The following is a 14,457-nucleotide window of genomic DNA, read 5'->3' on the forward strand; positions in this document are numbered from 1 at the left end:
AATGTTTATATATAGAAATATTGAGATTATTGAGATTTGTGTATCTATAAATATGAGCTTGACAAACAAAGTTTGGACGTGGTGAAGTTTTTGGAGTTAGGTAAGTCTTTGGGTATTACTTCTTGTGAATTGTTGGGAAAACTAGAAAAAGTAACTGAAACAGCAGATTTTACCCAATAGTAACTGTGAGCAATAACCTAAAAATACCGGATTTTGATGCCAATCTGATCGTGTCAGAAGCTGAAAATATCGTAAAACTCCGTTCTGGGATGTTCTGGAATGATTCTTTAAAAACAGTTTTATCCGTCTGTTGTAATTCGCCTGAATTATTTCCATATTTAAAAGTATGCAATTCTCGCTTAGATTACATTAGTAAGTGGTTAAATAAGTATTTTGGCGGTTATAATAATCGAGCCTCAAAGCGAACTAGTAAGAAGATAGGCACCGTTTCTGACAAAATTATTGACACGATTATTTCTGCTCGTTTACCTACTCTCAGCACTAATGACATTAATCATATAAAGTATGCTCATCGTCTTTCTATGTCGGCAGAAAACGTATTAGGTCTTCTTTTAGAAGAATATCTTGCCGAAAAATTATCATTTTATGGTTGGTACTGTGCTTGGGGTGAAACTATAAATAAGGTTGATTTTTGTACCAAGAAAGGTGAGCTATTACAAGTTAAAAACCGTAGTAATTCTGAAAATACTTCGAGCAGTAGTGTCCGTAAAGGAACTATCATTCGGAAATGGCATAGAGTCAATGCTCAAAATGGAGCTTACTATTGGAAAGAACTGAATCAATTAATAGGATGCTCTAATCTTTCTGAAGAAGATTTTGCTGCCTTTGTTAGACAAACTATCGCTGAAAATCATGCAGCATTATATGTAGAAGATAGTAAGTACTGGCAACAAATTCAGTAGTAAAAGTCTTAAAATAATCAAAAGGCTAAGGATTTAGTGATTAAATAGTGAAAGCTGTTCAAAGACTGGTATCCCTTTAGGTTTTTCCTGTCTCATTAAACTATGTAAATAGTCACCAATAGCTTGAGCTAAGAGTACAGGTACAGCATTACCTATCTGTCTGTATTTAGAGGCTGTCGAACCATAGAAAATCCATGAGTCTGGAAAGGTTTGAATCCTGGCGCACTCTCGAACACTTAGAGGACGCAGTTCCTCTGGATGACACATATCTGTAGCCTTTTGGTAAGGACTTGTAGTAACAGTAGGAGACGGCTTATCCCAACATAACCTTCTGTAAAACCCTACTTTACCGCCTCCAGATTTGTAAGCGCCTCCCATTGCTTCTTTTATCAAGTCGTTAGGTAAATCTCTCCAGTTTTGACCACTTTTTAAAAGCTTTAAATATTGAAGACGGTTTTTTGAGTAGGAAGTATACTCTGGTTGTGGATCTTCTAAGTTTATCAGAGCATCTTTAAGAGTGCGCCATTGAGGTAATAAAGAGCCATCTTTACTATGAGTAGGCAGAGGGAATGTAGCTGATTCACCATCTCTTGAGCCAATAAAGATTACTCGCGCTCTGTTTTGCGGAACACCGTAATCTGCTGCTTCCATTACTTTATAAATAACTTGATAACCAAGGCGCTTCATTTCTTCTAAAACAATCTCAAGAGCGCTCCCTTGCATTTCATCTAGTTCTAGAGGAGCATAACCCGTTCCTCGTTCCAGATGAGGTCTATGACGAATAGGAGCCGAGAGTAAACCTTTAACATTCTCCATGACAAAAAAGCGTGGCTGCACTTGTTCAACAATACGTATAAAGTCCATAAACAGGCTGCCACGTGGGTCCATAACTGAACCACGTTTTCCTGCTGTGCTGAAGGGTTGGCAAGGGGGACCGCCAGTTATTAAATCTACTTCTCCAATACGTAGGGGTCTACCAAGGTTAATAATATATCCCCCTTCTTCCAAAAGATTTTGAGCAGTGATTTTCTGTATATCTCTTGCTACGGCACTGTTTAGGTGAGGTCGGTTAAAAGCTATAGTCTTCGCAGCATCAGGATCTTTCTCAACAACACTTACTATCCGAAAACCTGCCTGTTCTATCCCAATATCTAGTCCACCTGCTCCTGTAAATAAACTGATTGCTATTGCCTGATTGTCTATCACTGCTTTTATCCTTACAGCCTTAATCAAATATACGATTTGCTGGAACCCTCAAGTCTGCTTCAATGCTAACGATAGATACCTGCAATTCTAATAGTGTAAGCATTTTGAAACAGTATGTTACAAAGACACTATTCTCTTTATAAATGTGGCAGGCTTAAACGGGTTTATCGTTAGACATTGCATTTGTACAATACACAAATTGACTCACTTTTGTGTTGAATATTATTAGATACATATTATTACTAGTATTCTTTTTTTACTCTGCACACTGTATAAATGCTAGAATCCTCAAGTAGACAGTTAGGATACCTAGATGCCAGTTGTAGCTAACTCAATCAAGTTTGGTACAGACGGCTGGCGGGGCGTTATTGGTGACGAGTTCACCTTTGAACGTCTAGCCCTGGTCGCGCCAGTTGCCGCAAAAGTATTATATGATACGTATTTTTATACGGTGGGTAGCCGGACAATAATTGTCGGTTACGATCGCCGATTCATGGCTGAAGACTTTGCTCGTGCTGTCGCCGATACTGTCAGTGCTGTCGGATTTGATGTGCTGTTGAGCGAAACTTATGCCCCAACCCCAGCTTATAGTTGGGCCGCAAAAGAACTCAATGCTTTAGGGGCACTGGTAATTACAGCCAGCCATAATCCAGGTTCATATTTGGGTTTAAAAGTCAAGGGTTATTTTGGTGGGTCAGTACCGCCAGAAGTCACAAAAGAGATAGAAGATCAGTTATTGGTGGGAGTACCACTAGCAGCTACCCCAGGTAAGCAAGAAAAATTCGATCCTTGGCCTAGTTATACCCAAGCACTAGAACGTAAAGTTGATATTGCCAAACTTCGAGAAGCGATCGCATCTGGCAAATTGACGTTATTTGCCGATGTCATGCATGGTGCTGCGGCTGGTGGATTGGCGAGACTACTAGGCAATCAAGTCAAAGAAATCAACTCAGAACGCGATCCCCTCTTTGGTGGCGGCGCGCCAGAACCCTTACCTAAATACCTTTCAAAGCTATTTGAAGTCATCAAGACTCACCGAGAAACCGATAAATCAGGTTTAACAGTGGGGTTGGTATTTGATGGAGACTGCGATCGCATCGCAGCAGTGGATGGAGAAGCTAACTTTCTAAGTTCCCAAGTATTAATCCCGATCCTAATCGACCATTTAACCCTGCGGCGCGGTTTTACTGGAGAAATAGTCAAAACTGTTAGTGGTTCCGACTTGATGCCCCTTGTAGCGGCACTACATAACCTCTCAGTCTTTGAGACAGCAGTTGGTTATAAATATATTGCTGACAGAATGTTGGCAGCAAAAGTGTTGCTGGGTGGCGAAGAATCTGGAGGAATTGGCTATGGTAGCCATATCCCTGAACGTGATGCCCTGCTGTCAGCATTGTATGTGCTAGAGGCGATCGTCGAATCTGGTTTGGATTTAGGTGAGTATTATCGCTACTTACAGAAAAAAACAGGGTTTACCTCAGCTTACGATCGCATTGATTTACCCTTAGCAAGTATGGAAGTGCGATCGCGTCTTTTGCAACAACTGCAAACCCAACCCTTAACGGAAATTGCAGCGAAAGCAGTGATTGATTGCCAAACAATTGACGGCTACAAGTATCGCCTCGCCGATCAAAGCTGGTTAATGATTCGGTTTAGCGGGACTGAGCCAGTTTTACGCCTCTACTGCGAAGCCGCGACAATTGAGCAAGTCCATCAAACTCTTGCTTGGGCGAAACAGTGGGCAGAGTAAAATTAACTATTAGTCATTTGTCATTAGTCCTTTGTCCTTGGTAAATGACCAATGACTAATTACCAATGGCCAATGACTTATTACCAATGACTAAATTACTTGTAGTAGCCACAGGAAATCCTGGTAAGTTGCGGGAAATGCAAGCTTACCTGGAAAATTCTGGTTGGGAATTAACCCTTAAACCGGAAGAATTGGAAATTGAAGAGACGGGCGAAACTTTTGCGGCTAACGCTTGTTTGAAAGCCTCACAAATTGCTAAAGCCACAGGAAACTGGGCAATTGCTGATGATTCTGGCTTGCAAGTAGATGCCCTAAATGGCGCACCCGGGGTGTATTCTGCACGTTACGCCAAAACCGATTCAGAACGGATTGCTAGGCTATTGAGGGAATTAGGCGATGAGGTAAATCGGCAAGCTCAATTTGTTTGTGCAGTAGCGATCGCTCGTCCTGATGGTGCGATCGTATTACAATCTGAAGGTATTTGTCGCGGCGAAATTCTCCATGCACCGCGTGGTGATAATGGTTTCGGCTACGACCCAATTTTTTATGTGCAAGAGTTGCAATTGACCTTTGCTGAAATGCCAAAGGAGTTGAAGAGGTCAATTAGCCATCGAGGCAAGGCTTTTACAGCTTTACTTCCGCAACTAGAGAGAATTAGGAGTTAGGAGAGACGCGATTAATCGCGTCTGTACAAGAGTTAGGAGTTATGAATTCTGCTAAATCTTCATTCATTAGTCCTGACTCATAACTTTTAACTCTTAACTCTTAACTCATAACTTTTTTAAACTGCTTCTGTGTTCTTTTCCCCGGTGCGAATCCGAATCACTTGCTCAACAGGCGAGATGAAAATTTTACCATCGCCGATTTCACCAGTGCGGGCAGCAGCAATAATTTTGTCTACCACCATATCAACCTGATTGTCGTCAACTACGATTTCCACTTTGAGTTTTTGCAGAAACTCAACGGTGTACTCAGAACCACGATACCGTTCAGTTTGACCTTTCTGGCGTCCGAACCCCCGGACTTCAGAAACAGTCATGCCAACAATACCAGCGTTAACTAAAGCAATTTTCACCTCATCTAGCTTAAATGGGCGGATAATAGCTTCTACTTTTTTCATCTTCTTTACTCCTGACTTCTACTAGCTTCGTTTATATATCTAACCAGATCCGCTGTCTGAAGCTGTAACTAGCGGTGCTTTTCCTAAAAAATATGTAATAATTACAACTTTTTTAAAGTGTAAGTGCTTTACTTGAGGGTTTATGACATAAAAAGCGGCAAGGATTTATTAATTGGATAATCTTTGAGGTTCTAACAAAAAGAAGTTGCTGTCAATTTAGCATTTTATGTAGCTTTTATAACCTAAAAATAGATCGTTTCCATCATTTAGCAGATTTGTTCGGATATTTAGAGAGTGATTGCAGCCAAATTATACGGTCGCCCGAAAGCCTGCTACTGCTGCTGACTGTGGGAATATCAACTAATGTTTCTGGTGTTCAAACAAGGGACGCACAACGAAATATCCAGCACTAAAGGCAGTCAGCATGATTAACAAGATGGTAATAATTAACCACCAGCCATTAAGTCCTTTGACATCTGGCTCAGTAGTGGAATAATAACTGACTTGTTGCTCTTCTATAAAAACTGGTTCTGGTATCGGAAAATTCATTTCCATTACAGGTGCAGAAAAGTCTTGGTGGCGGCTTTTTTTAGCTGGTTGTTTGGACACAACAGATGACCGCGAACGAGAAACCTGCTGAGGTGAACGCGGTTGTGCTACTGGCTGTTTAGCAGTACTTTTAACGTCACCAGAAGCTTGGTTAGCTTGGGGATAATTAGCTGTAGCATGGGAATCCACAAAATTTTGCAAACGAGAAAAAGACTCAACGACTTTGATAATTTCTTGGCGTAATAGTTGATTTTCTTGTACTAGTTGCTGATTTTGGGTGGTGAGTGCATTTAGCCTCGCCTGTGCTGCTTGCAACTCTGTTGACAATTCCCTGTATACAGATAGTGGTACAGAGGGAGGGTAGGCTTGAGTACTCGGTGTTGGCGAATTTCTGTGAACAGAACCTATGGTTGTTCGCATCGGGGGCTTGGTATTAAAAATCAAAGTAATTAGATCGTACAGAGATGCTAACAGAGATAGTCACCCCTGAAACTATGCCCAAGAATAATAGAAAAATACCGAAAGGGCAAAGATTTTTTATTTGGGCATTGAGGATGAGGTACTGAGAAAAGTTTTCTCTAGTCCCCATCTCCAATGCCCAGTCTTTAATCTCTAATCCCTAGTCTCTAGTCTCCACAATGGGAAGAAGTGTCCCACAGGGCCTTGCCCTTCGCCAATATCTAGGGCATGAGTGAGTGCGGTAGTCACATATTCCTTTGCCTGTTGCACTGCGTGCCACAAATCTTTTCCTTTAGCTAGATTAGCAGCGATCGCAGCCGATAGTGTACAACCAGTACCGTGGGTATTTTTTGTCTCTACTTGCTGGCAAGTCAAAACTTCCAACTTGTTCCCATCAAACCAGATATCAACGCCACGCAAATCTCCCTGCATACCTCCACCTTTGACTAAAACAACCTTCGTCTTTAAAGTCTTGTGAATAATTTCAGCAGCGGCTTGCATATCCTCTAAAGAATTAATTTGTAAACCGCTCAAAATCTGGGCTTCATAGCGATTAGGCGTAATCATAACCGCTTTGGGAATCAAGGCATGGCACAGAGTCTTTACAGCATCATCATCAATCAATTGTGCTCCCGTGCGTGAAACCATTACTGGATCGACTACTAGATTATTGATTTGTAAAGCTTCCACTTGCTGGGCAACAGCAAAGATAATTTCCTGATTGAGCAACATTCCAGTTTTGGCAGCTTGTACGCCAATATCCTCAACTACTGCCTGAATTTGCGCCACAACAGCCTCTGTTGGCATCGCATCAACCCTCTGCACTCCTAGAGTGTTTTGTGCCGTGACGCAGGTTATAGCACTAGTACCGTGGACACAGTGAAAAGCAAAGGTACGTAAATCAGCTTGAATTCCGGCACCACCACCGCTATCTGAACCAGCAATGCTTAAAGCAACAGGTATTCTGGAGTTTATTTCAGTGTTCATATTATTGAAGATTAAGTAAGTTAGCGTTATCAAACCAAACTATCTCAAAGATTGATGAACTAGACTAAAATCCTCTTTCTTCCTGCGCGATCGCTCAGTGTTAACTTTTGACTTGCGGTACTAGTCCTTTCTTTCAAAATAAAATATTTAGAGAAACTTCATCAAATCCTTGCGCAAAGCGCTTTTTATTCTCATATCACTCTGGAAATTAATAGAACTCCACCAGATATATCCATAGTGTTTTGAGTTTTGTTGTAAAAAAACTTACCACATTACGGGCTTTTACTGATATCAAGTGCTATTTGTAAAGGTTAGTTTTAACTAAGTTCACAACGCTCAGTTACACCGCTTAAAACAGGTTCAACTAAGTTGTTACATTAGTCCCCTTAACTTAAAGGGTCAACCTAACTAAAGTTTCAACCAATTTAACTTTGATCGCTTTAACTTTAAGTTCCCAGTTATCAGCCAAGGGTGAATTTTACCATGCAGATTTGGCAACCTCCTGACCGAAAACAACGCATAAAGTTCAGAGGAATTACTATGCCAAATACGATCGTTTTATTGAAAAAAGCAGATGCTAAAGCTGGTTTATAAAGAGCAGCAATGTCTACGATGGTCACTGAGCTTGTCGAAGTGCGGGCTACGCCTACGCAGCTGCTAAAGATACGATTCAATTCAACTCCATCCAGTCTTGCTAAGAGGATATCTGGCGACAAGTCTGGAGTAGAAGCATCTACACGCTAATCGTCCAATTACTCTCAACAAAACTCTGACGATTGACGGTATCGATATTTCTAGTTTAACCATCAACGGTTGACAGGAGAAAAAATTTTCAGGTTTACAACAGCGTTTCTATAATCGACGCGATTTTAATTCGCGCTCGGATAACTGTGACTGTCCTTAACAGTGCAGATAGATGACTCATTCAAATAACTACTCAGCAACTAAAGAAAGTTGCTGAAATTGTACTACCAATTTTCCTTACACATATTTGGAGTAAACAGATGGCTGGCACAACATACTATGTTTCTGCAACAGGCAGTGATAAAAATAATGGCTTAAATGAAAATTCTGCATTTCTCAACTTGGGTAGAGCCGTGTATGAGATGAAAGCAGGTGACACGCTCTACGTGATGAATGGAAATTATCAAATGAAAGGGCTTACGCTTTTTAACTTGAATGGCTCACCAGATAACTGGACAACAATAAAAGCTTATCCCGGAGCTACGCCTAAGATAACAACAACGGGAAGTGGCATTAATATATTGAGTTCATCCTACGTGCGGATTGAAGGACTTGATATAAAAGGCAATCGAGAAAACATCACTCTCGAATATGCCTTACAAGAGAAGGATAACCTTAACAACCCCTTGACCAATAGTAATGGTATTGCTGCTAATGCATGGAAAAATGCTGATGGTGTAGGTGGTACTAATCCCCATCATATTGTCATAACTGGTAACACAATCCGTAACTTTCCAGGTGCAGGCATAGCATTCAGTAATTCAGACTATATAACTGTTGAGAAAAACATTGTATCTGGAAACGCTTGGTATTCGCCTCACGGCAATCAGGGAATAACCTCTCTTCACAGTTTTAATTTTGATAACAATACCAGTGACTACAGAATGATTTTTCGAGACAACATTGCCTACGATAACCAAAGTTTAATTCCGTGGAAAGCAGGAGGCACTGACAAAATCACTGAGGGACATGGGATTATGCTTGATACTACCAATATCGGCAAAGATAATGTGGCCTATACAGGTAAGGCATTAATTGCAAATAACATCACTTACAACAATGGAGGTGCAGGCATTAATGTTTTTCGTGCTACTAATGTCGATGTTATCAACAACACAGCTTACAAGAATGCCCAGGTTCTTACAGATTCTGGAGAGATTGGTGTTACTTACTCGGAAAATGTACGTGTCTACAACAATATTTTGTATGCAAGTGATAATCAAAATGCTAACAGAATTAAGTATGCCACAAATGTCACCTTCGATCGCAATCTTGTTTATAACTCGAACCTATTCCAAGCTTCAGATAATTTAAACGCTACAGGGTTACAGAATCTTTTGGGTCAAGATCCTCTATTTGTTGATGCAGACAAAAGGAATTTTGCGCTTAAGCCTGAAAGTGTTGCGATCGATGGTGGTTCTAATGCCTTCAATAGCATCACTAAAAAGACTCCTCAGGATGGTGATGGCAATGGTAGTACAGTCACTGATATTGGTGCATATGAAGCTCCCCGCAGCTCTAGCAAAACTCCAGAAATTCAAGTTCTGAATGGCACAGTTAATATTATTGATGGCAACACTGCTATTAACTTTGGCGAAACCCTTGTTGGTGAAGCCTTGAGCAAAACCTTTACTATCAAGAACACTGGTATAGCTGTACTTAACCTAAGTAATCTTCAACTTCCCGACGGATTTAGTTTGGTCGGAACTCTTCCAACGAGCCTGGCTGTCAATGCTTCCACCAATATAGTGGTGGCACTCAACCCCACTACACCCGGCATCTATAGTGGCAGCCTTAGTTTAAACAACAACGATATTAATGAAAGCACCTTTGACTTTGCCATTAGTGGCACAGTTACTACCCCGGAAATTCAAGTTCTCAATGGTAGTGTTGACATTACAGATGGCAACACCACCGCCATTAACTTTGGTGAAACGACTGTTGGGGACACCTTGACCAAAACCTTTACCATCAAGAACACCGGTACAGGCGCGCTGAAGCTGAGTAGTCTTAAACTTCCAGACGGATTTAGTTTGGTTGGAACTCTTCCAACGAGCGTGGCTGTTAATGCTTCTACTACCCTATCGGTGGCACTCAACCCTACTACATCCGGCAGTTATAGTGGCAGCTTCAGTTTAAACAACAACGATATTAATGAAAGCCCCTTTGATTTTGCCATTAGTGGCACAGTTAGACCCGCTCCTGCCCCGGAAATTCAAGTTCTCAATGGTACTAACTCCAATGACACCTTTATTATCCAACGAGGTGATGGCAATTACAGCATCACCAACTTTGGCGGTGTAGGTATTGGCTCAAACCCTCCGGCTGCGGTGATTGCCAAGATAGACACCTTGCAATTTATTGGGACTGAATTGACTGCGAGAAATCTGCAATTAACTCAAAATGGCAGCAATTTAGAAGTGACCTTTGGAAATGTAGCTAATACCAAAGTCACTCTGCAAAACTTTAAGTTAGAAAACCTAGACAACTTAGCTGCATCGACAACAAGACCTGCCATCGGCAATATCATATTTGACGGAGAAGCCAGTGTTACCAAAAGCTTTGATGTGATTAATGCCAACTCCACTCAAGCGTATATTTCTACAGCAAATACTGTCACTTTCCTCAATGACTTGAACAATAACATCAGCGGTTTTTACAGTTCCAATGATGTGATTAATGGTCAAGGGGGTAATGATACCATCGATGGCAGCGGTGGTGACGACCTGCTGCGGGGTGGTACTGGCAACGATCTTCTCATTGGTGGACAAGGCAATGATACTCTTGTGGGTGGTGCAGGTGCTGACTCTTTCCTCTACGACACCAATTCCATCTTTAATAGCGCTGTTGTCGGTATTGATACCATCGCTGACTTCAATCGCTCTCAAGGTGATAAGATTATCCTCGATAAGACCACCTTTACTGCTATTACTTCTGTTGCAGGAACGGGTTTTAATAATGCCAGTGATTTTCAAATCAGCAGTTCAGGGGCACTTAGCAATGCTATAATTGTCTACGACCGTATGACTGGGCAGTTATTTTACAATCAAAATGGTAGTGCTGCTGGTTTCGGCAGTGGTGGTCAATTTGCACAACTTACTGGTGCGCCCTATGTTACTGCCTCTGACTTCATCATTCAAGCATAGCTGGGTCGGGTCAACTGAGTGGAAGTGTAAGTCAAACATTAATCGACTTTTAAGACGGCTTTCAATTAGATAGATAATACCCATAGGGGCGCAATAAACATAGGAGTGAAAAAGAATGTAGAGATGTAGCACGGCTACGTCTCTACAAGGGTTTTGGATAACGTATATTGAATTTATGGAGATGTTTAAGAAATGGTAGTCAAGTAAAAGCCATTCCAAAAAACATTTTTCCAATAAAAACGTTGTTACCCATGAATAATATCAGTATTACCGATCTAACTTTTTGACCAGAAATAGCCGTCTTATTTGGAACTTATAGTTTTAATATAATTACTGCTGTGGTTGCGATCGCAAGTCTTGTAATAGCCCCTGCAAAAACTTACCCCATTCTGCTGCCAAAGGGATTTCTGTAAACGGAACCCGCACTGAGTTAATAGATTTAGAAAATAGAAATTCTAATTCTATAGAACGACCTTTCTCCGGTGGATTGTTTACATCTACTGATTTTTCATCTACTAAAAGCTGGATTTGTTTAATATCAAGCAAGGAGAATGTTTCTAGTTTAATAGGACCTTGAGGCGTCGGTTTTCCCCAAGTAATATTGTTGTCTTTTTGACCTAATACAGCATAAATATCATACTTGGCCCGTTCAAATTGCTCTGCCCAAGTGCGATAGGCTTCGACTTTTTGATACTCCTTCGAGCCTTGCCAAGCCAACCAGAAAAACATTACTAACAGCGGCAACCACAAAAGACCACGTTCCATCGTTTAAAAAAATCCTCAGTCCTGAGTGAAACTTGTAACTAAAAGTGCAAAATCTACCAACAAGGGGTGCAGATAAGTTATGGTATGAGCAAACTGGCAAAAAGCGGTGATGAGTTAATATGAGAAAACTTATATTATGGTGCTTGTTTGTCATTGGGCTAGGGGCTGCCATATTTGGTTTCCTGAATTTCCAGGGATTGGCAGCTAAAGGAGAGTTTGAGACGATTTTGCTTGATTTTCGGGAAGATATTCCATCACTTGTAGTGGAACAGGATTTGCAAGCGATCGCCAAACAATACAACGTTACACCCCAATTAGACAACAAGTTTTCCAAAAAAGATAATGTGTATATTATCAAGGGCGATCGCCAACGGCTCCAAGAACTGAAAAAATCTCAGTTTGCCCAAGCTACAGAATTCATTGAACCAAACTATATCTACAACAAGATTCCCCAACCAGGTAAAACCGCTTGGCTAGGTGAATTTTTAACACCCCAAGAAGATGAAGAAGCAAGTCCTTCATTAACTGGTCCTAATGACCAATATTACAGCAAGCAGTGGAACTTGCACAAAATCGGTGTTGAAGGCGCATGGAGTCAAACCAAAGGCAGTGGCATCACAGTCGCAGTGATTGACACTGGAATTACCAAGGTTCGCGACTTGTATGAGACAAAATTCGTCAAGGGTTATGATTTTGTTAACGACCGAGAAGAAGCTACAGACGATAACGGCCACGGTACTCATGTTGCCGGAACTATTGCCCAAGCCACAAATAACAAATATGGCGTCGCTGGAATTGCCTACGAAGCCAGTCTGATGCCGCTGAAGGTACTCAGTTCTTATGGCGGTGGTACCGTTGCCGATATTGCCGAAGCGATTAAATTTGCTGCTGATAAAGGCGCAGATGTGATTAATATGAGCTTAGGCGGTGGCGGTGAAAGCCAGTTGATGAAACAAGCGATCGAGTATGCCCATAGAAAAGGTGTTGTTATTATTGCCGCAGCCGGCAATGAAAACGCCAATGGAGCAAGCTATCCAGCCCGCTATCCCTACGTCATCGGCGTTTCGGCAATTGGCCCAGATGGCGAAAGAGCGCCCTATTCTAACTTTGGTGCAGGGGTAGATATCTCTGCTCCAGGTGGTAGTGAAGCTGGTAAAATTCTCCAAGAAACCATCGACGAAAAGGGCGAAGGGGTATTTCTGGGCTTCCAGGGTACAAGCATGGCTTCTCCTCACGTTGCTGGGGTTGCGGCATTAATTAAAGCTGCTGGCATCAAAGAACCAGATGAAGTGTTAAAAGTCCTCAAACAGTCAGCGCGAGTTATTCAGGATGATGGTTTGAACTATTATGGCGCTGGACAACTCAATGCAGAAGCAGCTGTTAAACTAGCCTTTGGAGGGCAAATCAGTTTCCCAGATTTCTTTCGGTGGTTACGGGATAACGGCTATCTTAACCCCGGCTTTTGGATTGATGGTGGTGCAGTAGCACTGTTACCCAAGGTTTTAATGGTAGTTGGTTCCTATCTGCTGGCTTGGTTTTTACGCGTTTACTTTCCCTTCACTTGGAGTTGGTCTTTATCCAGTGGACTAATTGTCGGCAGTTCTGGGTTATTCTTCCTCAAGGGAATCTATATTTTTGATCTTCCTCAATGGCCTTTCCGGGTTTTGGGTAGTTCAATTCCTGAATTGGGCAATACTCTCCAGGGAACTGATGCGTTGAATCCCTTATTTGCCAGCGTACTGATTCCCATTGTGTTAATGGCATTGCTGCTGGGACATCCTAGTTGGAAATGGTTTGCTATTGGTTCAACTTTAGGTGTGGCAGTTTGCTTAACTACAAGTGCGTTTTTCGATCCGGCAGTTTGGGGATTGGGAAGTGGTCAATTAGCACGCCTCTTTCTCATTGCCAATGCTCTAGTCTGTTATGGACTTGTTCGTTTAGCATTGAAAAACGAAGAGAAAATTGCGTAAATTGAGAATGGGAAATCAATTTTCATAACTCCTAACTCTTGTACAGACACGATTAATCGCGTCTCTCCTAATTCCCTACTCCCCACTCAGCACTGTTATGAGCATTACACTTACAGGTACAGTCGAACATCGTGATATTGGTACAGGCGCATGGGCGTTAGTTACAGAAGAGGGCGTTACTTACGAAATCCTCAGAGGGGCTGATAAAGATTTACTCAAAGCCGGACAAAAAGCAAAAGTTAAAGGGCAGGTGCGTGAAGATATCATGACAACTGCCATGATTGGCCCTGCCTTAGAGGTCAAATCGTTTGAGGTAATTAGTTCTGATTAGCTGTGGAATCCAGAACCTCTTGCAGACGGCTTCTAAACTCCCCTTTGGGATGACCTCCTTTTACTTCACCAACAATCTGAAACTCCCCGTCTGGAGAATTGCAGATGATGTAAGTAGGCCATCCCATTTCTGATTTATCGGGATATTGAGTCAATAAAATCTTGCGATACTTGCGGTAAGCAGTCGTATCTTGCATCTTTACATCGATAAATTCTAAACCCAGTTCTTCAGCCACCTTTTTGTCATAAAAAGACATTTTGTGGCAGATGCCGCACTCTTCTGAAGAGAACTTAATTACAGCTAAACTCATGGGTTGGCTACTCTTTGATTCTAGGCAAAGTTTTTTAGCATAATGCTATGAAATACTACCATATAGCTGGCCATTAATGTCAACTTTAGGCTAATCCCTCTTCTAACGGGACTTAGACAAAACAGGAGAGTAAAAAAGAGTACAATGCTTAATTAGCATAGCTTTCACGTTGAAAAAAGCTCATGAAAGAAACCACC

12 protein-coding genes are annotated in these 14,457 nt (G+C 41.6%); 6 read left to right on the forward strand and 6 right to left on the reverse strand.

The window, feature by feature from the left end; genetic code table 11:
* The first annotated feature begins 185 nt into the window (after window positions 1–185).
* Window positions 186–923, forward strand: coding sequence for a SinI family restriction endonuclease (locus tag V7K53_RS15820; RefSeq protein WP_335198458.1), 738 nt, complete (start codon window positions 186–188; stop codon window positions 921–923).
* A gap of 33 nt (window positions 924–956) precedes the next feature.
* Here the strand turns inward: V7K53_RS15820 and V7K53_RS15825 are convergent, their stop codons facing one another.
* A complete protein-coding gene (locus V7K53_RS15825; protein ID WP_335198459.1) occupies window positions 957–2,129 on the reverse strand; it encodes a DNA cytosine methyltransferase in 1,173 nt (390 codons plus the stop codon).
* A gap of 313 nt (window positions 2,130–2,442) precedes the next feature.
* Between V7K53_RS15825 and V7K53_RS15830 the strand changes: the two genes are divergently transcribed.
* Window positions 2,443–3,879: a phosphoglucomutase/phosphomannomutase family protein gene (locus V7K53_RS15830; RefSeq protein WP_335198460.1), complete on the forward strand. Its 1,437-nt coding sequence runs from the start codon at window positions 2,443–2,445 to the stop codon at window positions 3,877–3,879.
* Window positions 3,880–3,965: 86 nt separating this feature from the next.
* On the forward strand, window positions 3,966–4,544 hold the full coding sequence (gene rdgB / locus V7K53_RS15835) for an RdgB/HAM1 family non-canonical purine NTP pyrophosphatase (RefSeq protein ID WP_335198468.1): 579 nt from the start codon (window positions 3,966–3,968) through the stop codon (window positions 4,542–4,544).
* Between the two features lie 116 nt (window positions 4,545–4,660).
* Here the strand turns inward: rdgB and V7K53_RS15840 are convergent, their stop codons facing one another.
* The 3 genes from V7K53_RS15840 to thiD form a co-directional block, all read right to left on the reverse strand.
* The gene (locus V7K53_RS15840; RefSeq protein WP_012410794.1) at window positions 4,661–4,999 is read right to left on the reverse strand and encodes a P-II family nitrogen regulator; all 339 of its coding nucleotides are present in this window, start codon (window positions 4,997–4,999) and stop codon (window positions 4,661–4,663) included.
* A gap of 360 nt (window positions 5,000–5,359) precedes the next feature.
* Window positions 5,360–5,968 carry a hypothetical protein gene (locus V7K53_RS15845; protein ID WP_335198461.1) on the reverse strand — a complete coding sequence of 203 codons (609 nt, stop codon included), beginning with the start codon at window positions 5,966–5,968 and terminating at the stop codon, window positions 5,360–5,362.
* Window positions 5,969–6,160: 192 nt separating this feature from the next.
* Window positions 6,161–6,994 (reverse strand): bifunctional hydroxymethylpyrimidine kinase/phosphomethylpyrimidine kinase, encoded by an 834-nt coding sequence (gene thiD, locus V7K53_RS15850; protein ID WP_335198462.1) that lies wholly within the window; start codon window positions 6,992–6,994, stop codon window positions 6,161–6,163.
* Window positions 6,995–7,998: 1,004 nt separating this feature from the next.
* Between thiD and V7K53_RS15855 the strand changes: the two genes are divergently transcribed.
* Window positions 7,999–10,884 (forward strand): choice-of-anchor D domain-containing protein, encoded by a 2,886-nt coding sequence (locus V7K53_RS15855; RefSeq protein ID WP_335198463.1) that lies wholly within the window; start codon window positions 7,999–8,001, stop codon window positions 10,882–10,884.
* A gap of 330 nt (window positions 10,885–11,214) precedes the next feature.
* On the opposite strand, the gene V7K53_RS15860 is transcribed toward V7K53_RS15855, so the two are convergent.
* Window positions 11,215–11,649, reverse strand: coding sequence for a hypothetical protein (locus V7K53_RS15860; protein ID WP_335198464.1), 435 nt, complete (start codon window positions 11,647–11,649; stop codon window positions 11,215–11,217).
* Window positions 11,650–11,768: 119 nt separating this feature from the next.
* Here V7K53_RS15860 and V7K53_RS15865 point away from each other — a divergent pair, with 119 nt between their 5' ends.
* Together V7K53_RS15865 and V7K53_RS15870 are read left to right on the forward strand one after the other, a co-directional pair.
* The gene (locus V7K53_RS15865; protein WP_335198465.1) at window positions 11,769–13,619 is read left to right on the forward strand and encodes a S8 family peptidase; all 1,851 of its coding nucleotides are present in this window, start codon (window positions 11,769–11,771) and stop codon (window positions 13,617–13,619) included.
* A 97-nt stretch (window positions 13,620–13,716) separates the two neighbouring features.
* Complete coding sequence (locus V7K53_RS15870; RefSeq protein ID WP_335198466.1) at window positions 13,717–13,950, forward strand: hypothetical protein; 234 nt, start codon at window positions 13,717–13,719, stop codon at window positions 13,948–13,950.
* On the opposite strand, the gene V7K53_RS15875 is transcribed toward V7K53_RS15870, so the two are convergent.
* Window positions 13,937–14,260, reverse strand: coding sequence for a thioredoxin family protein (locus V7K53_RS15875; RefSeq protein WP_335198467.1), 324 nt, complete (start codon window positions 14,258–14,260; stop codon window positions 13,937–13,939). The genes V7K53_RS15870 and V7K53_RS15875 overlap by 14 nt on opposite strands.
* Between the last annotated feature and the right edge of the window lie 197 nt (window positions 14,261–14,457).

It is taken from the genome of Nostoc sp. (assembly GCF_036917355.1).
Taxonomy (GTDB): domain Bacteria; phylum Cyanobacteriota; class Cyanobacteriia; order Cyanobacteriales; family Nostocaceae; genus Nostoc.

What these genes read in the sequence shown, in the direction of transcription:
- V7K53_RS15840 (WP_012410794.1), bottom strand. Translation starts at nt 4,999, where the DNA reads ATGAAAAAAGTAGAAGCTATTATCCGCCCATTTAAGCTAGATGAGGTG.
- V7K53_RS15875 (WP_335198467.1), bottom strand. Translation starts at nt 14,260, where the DNA reads ATGAGTTTAGCTGTAATTAAGTTCTCTTCAGAAGAGTGCGGCATCTGC.
- V7K53_RS15870 (WP_335198466.1), top strand. Translation starts at nt 13,717, where the DNA reads ATGAGCATTACACTTACAGGTACAGTCGAACATCGTGATATTGGTACA.
- V7K53_RS15865 (WP_335198465.1), top strand. Translation starts at nt 11,769, where the DNA reads ATGAGAAAACTTATATTATGGTGCTTGTTTGTCATTGGGCTAGGGGCT.
- thiD (WP_335198462.1), bottom strand. Translation starts at nt 6,994, where the DNA reads ATGAACACTGAAATAAACTCCAGAATACCTGTTGCTTTAAGCATTGCT.
- V7K53_RS15830 (WP_335198460.1), top strand. Translation starts at nt 2,443, where the DNA reads ATGCCAGTTGTAGCTAACTCAATCAAGTTTGGTACAGACGGCTGGCGG.
- V7K53_RS15860 (WP_335198464.1), bottom strand. Translation starts at nt 11,649, where the DNA reads ATGGAACGTGGTCTTTTGTGGTTGCCGCTGTTAGTAATGTTTTTCTGG.
- V7K53_RS15845 (WP_335198461.1), bottom strand. Translation starts at nt 5,968, where the DNA reads ATGCGAACAACCATAGGTTCTGTTCACAGAAATTCGCCAACACCGAGT.
- V7K53_RS15855 (WP_335198463.1), top strand. Translation starts at nt 7,999, where the DNA reads ATGGCTGGCACAACATACTATGTTTCTGCAACAGGCAGTGATAAAAAT.
- rdgB (WP_335198468.1), top strand. Translation starts at nt 3,966, where the DNA reads ATGACTAAATTACTTGTAGTAGCCACAGGAAATCCTGGTAAGTTGCGG.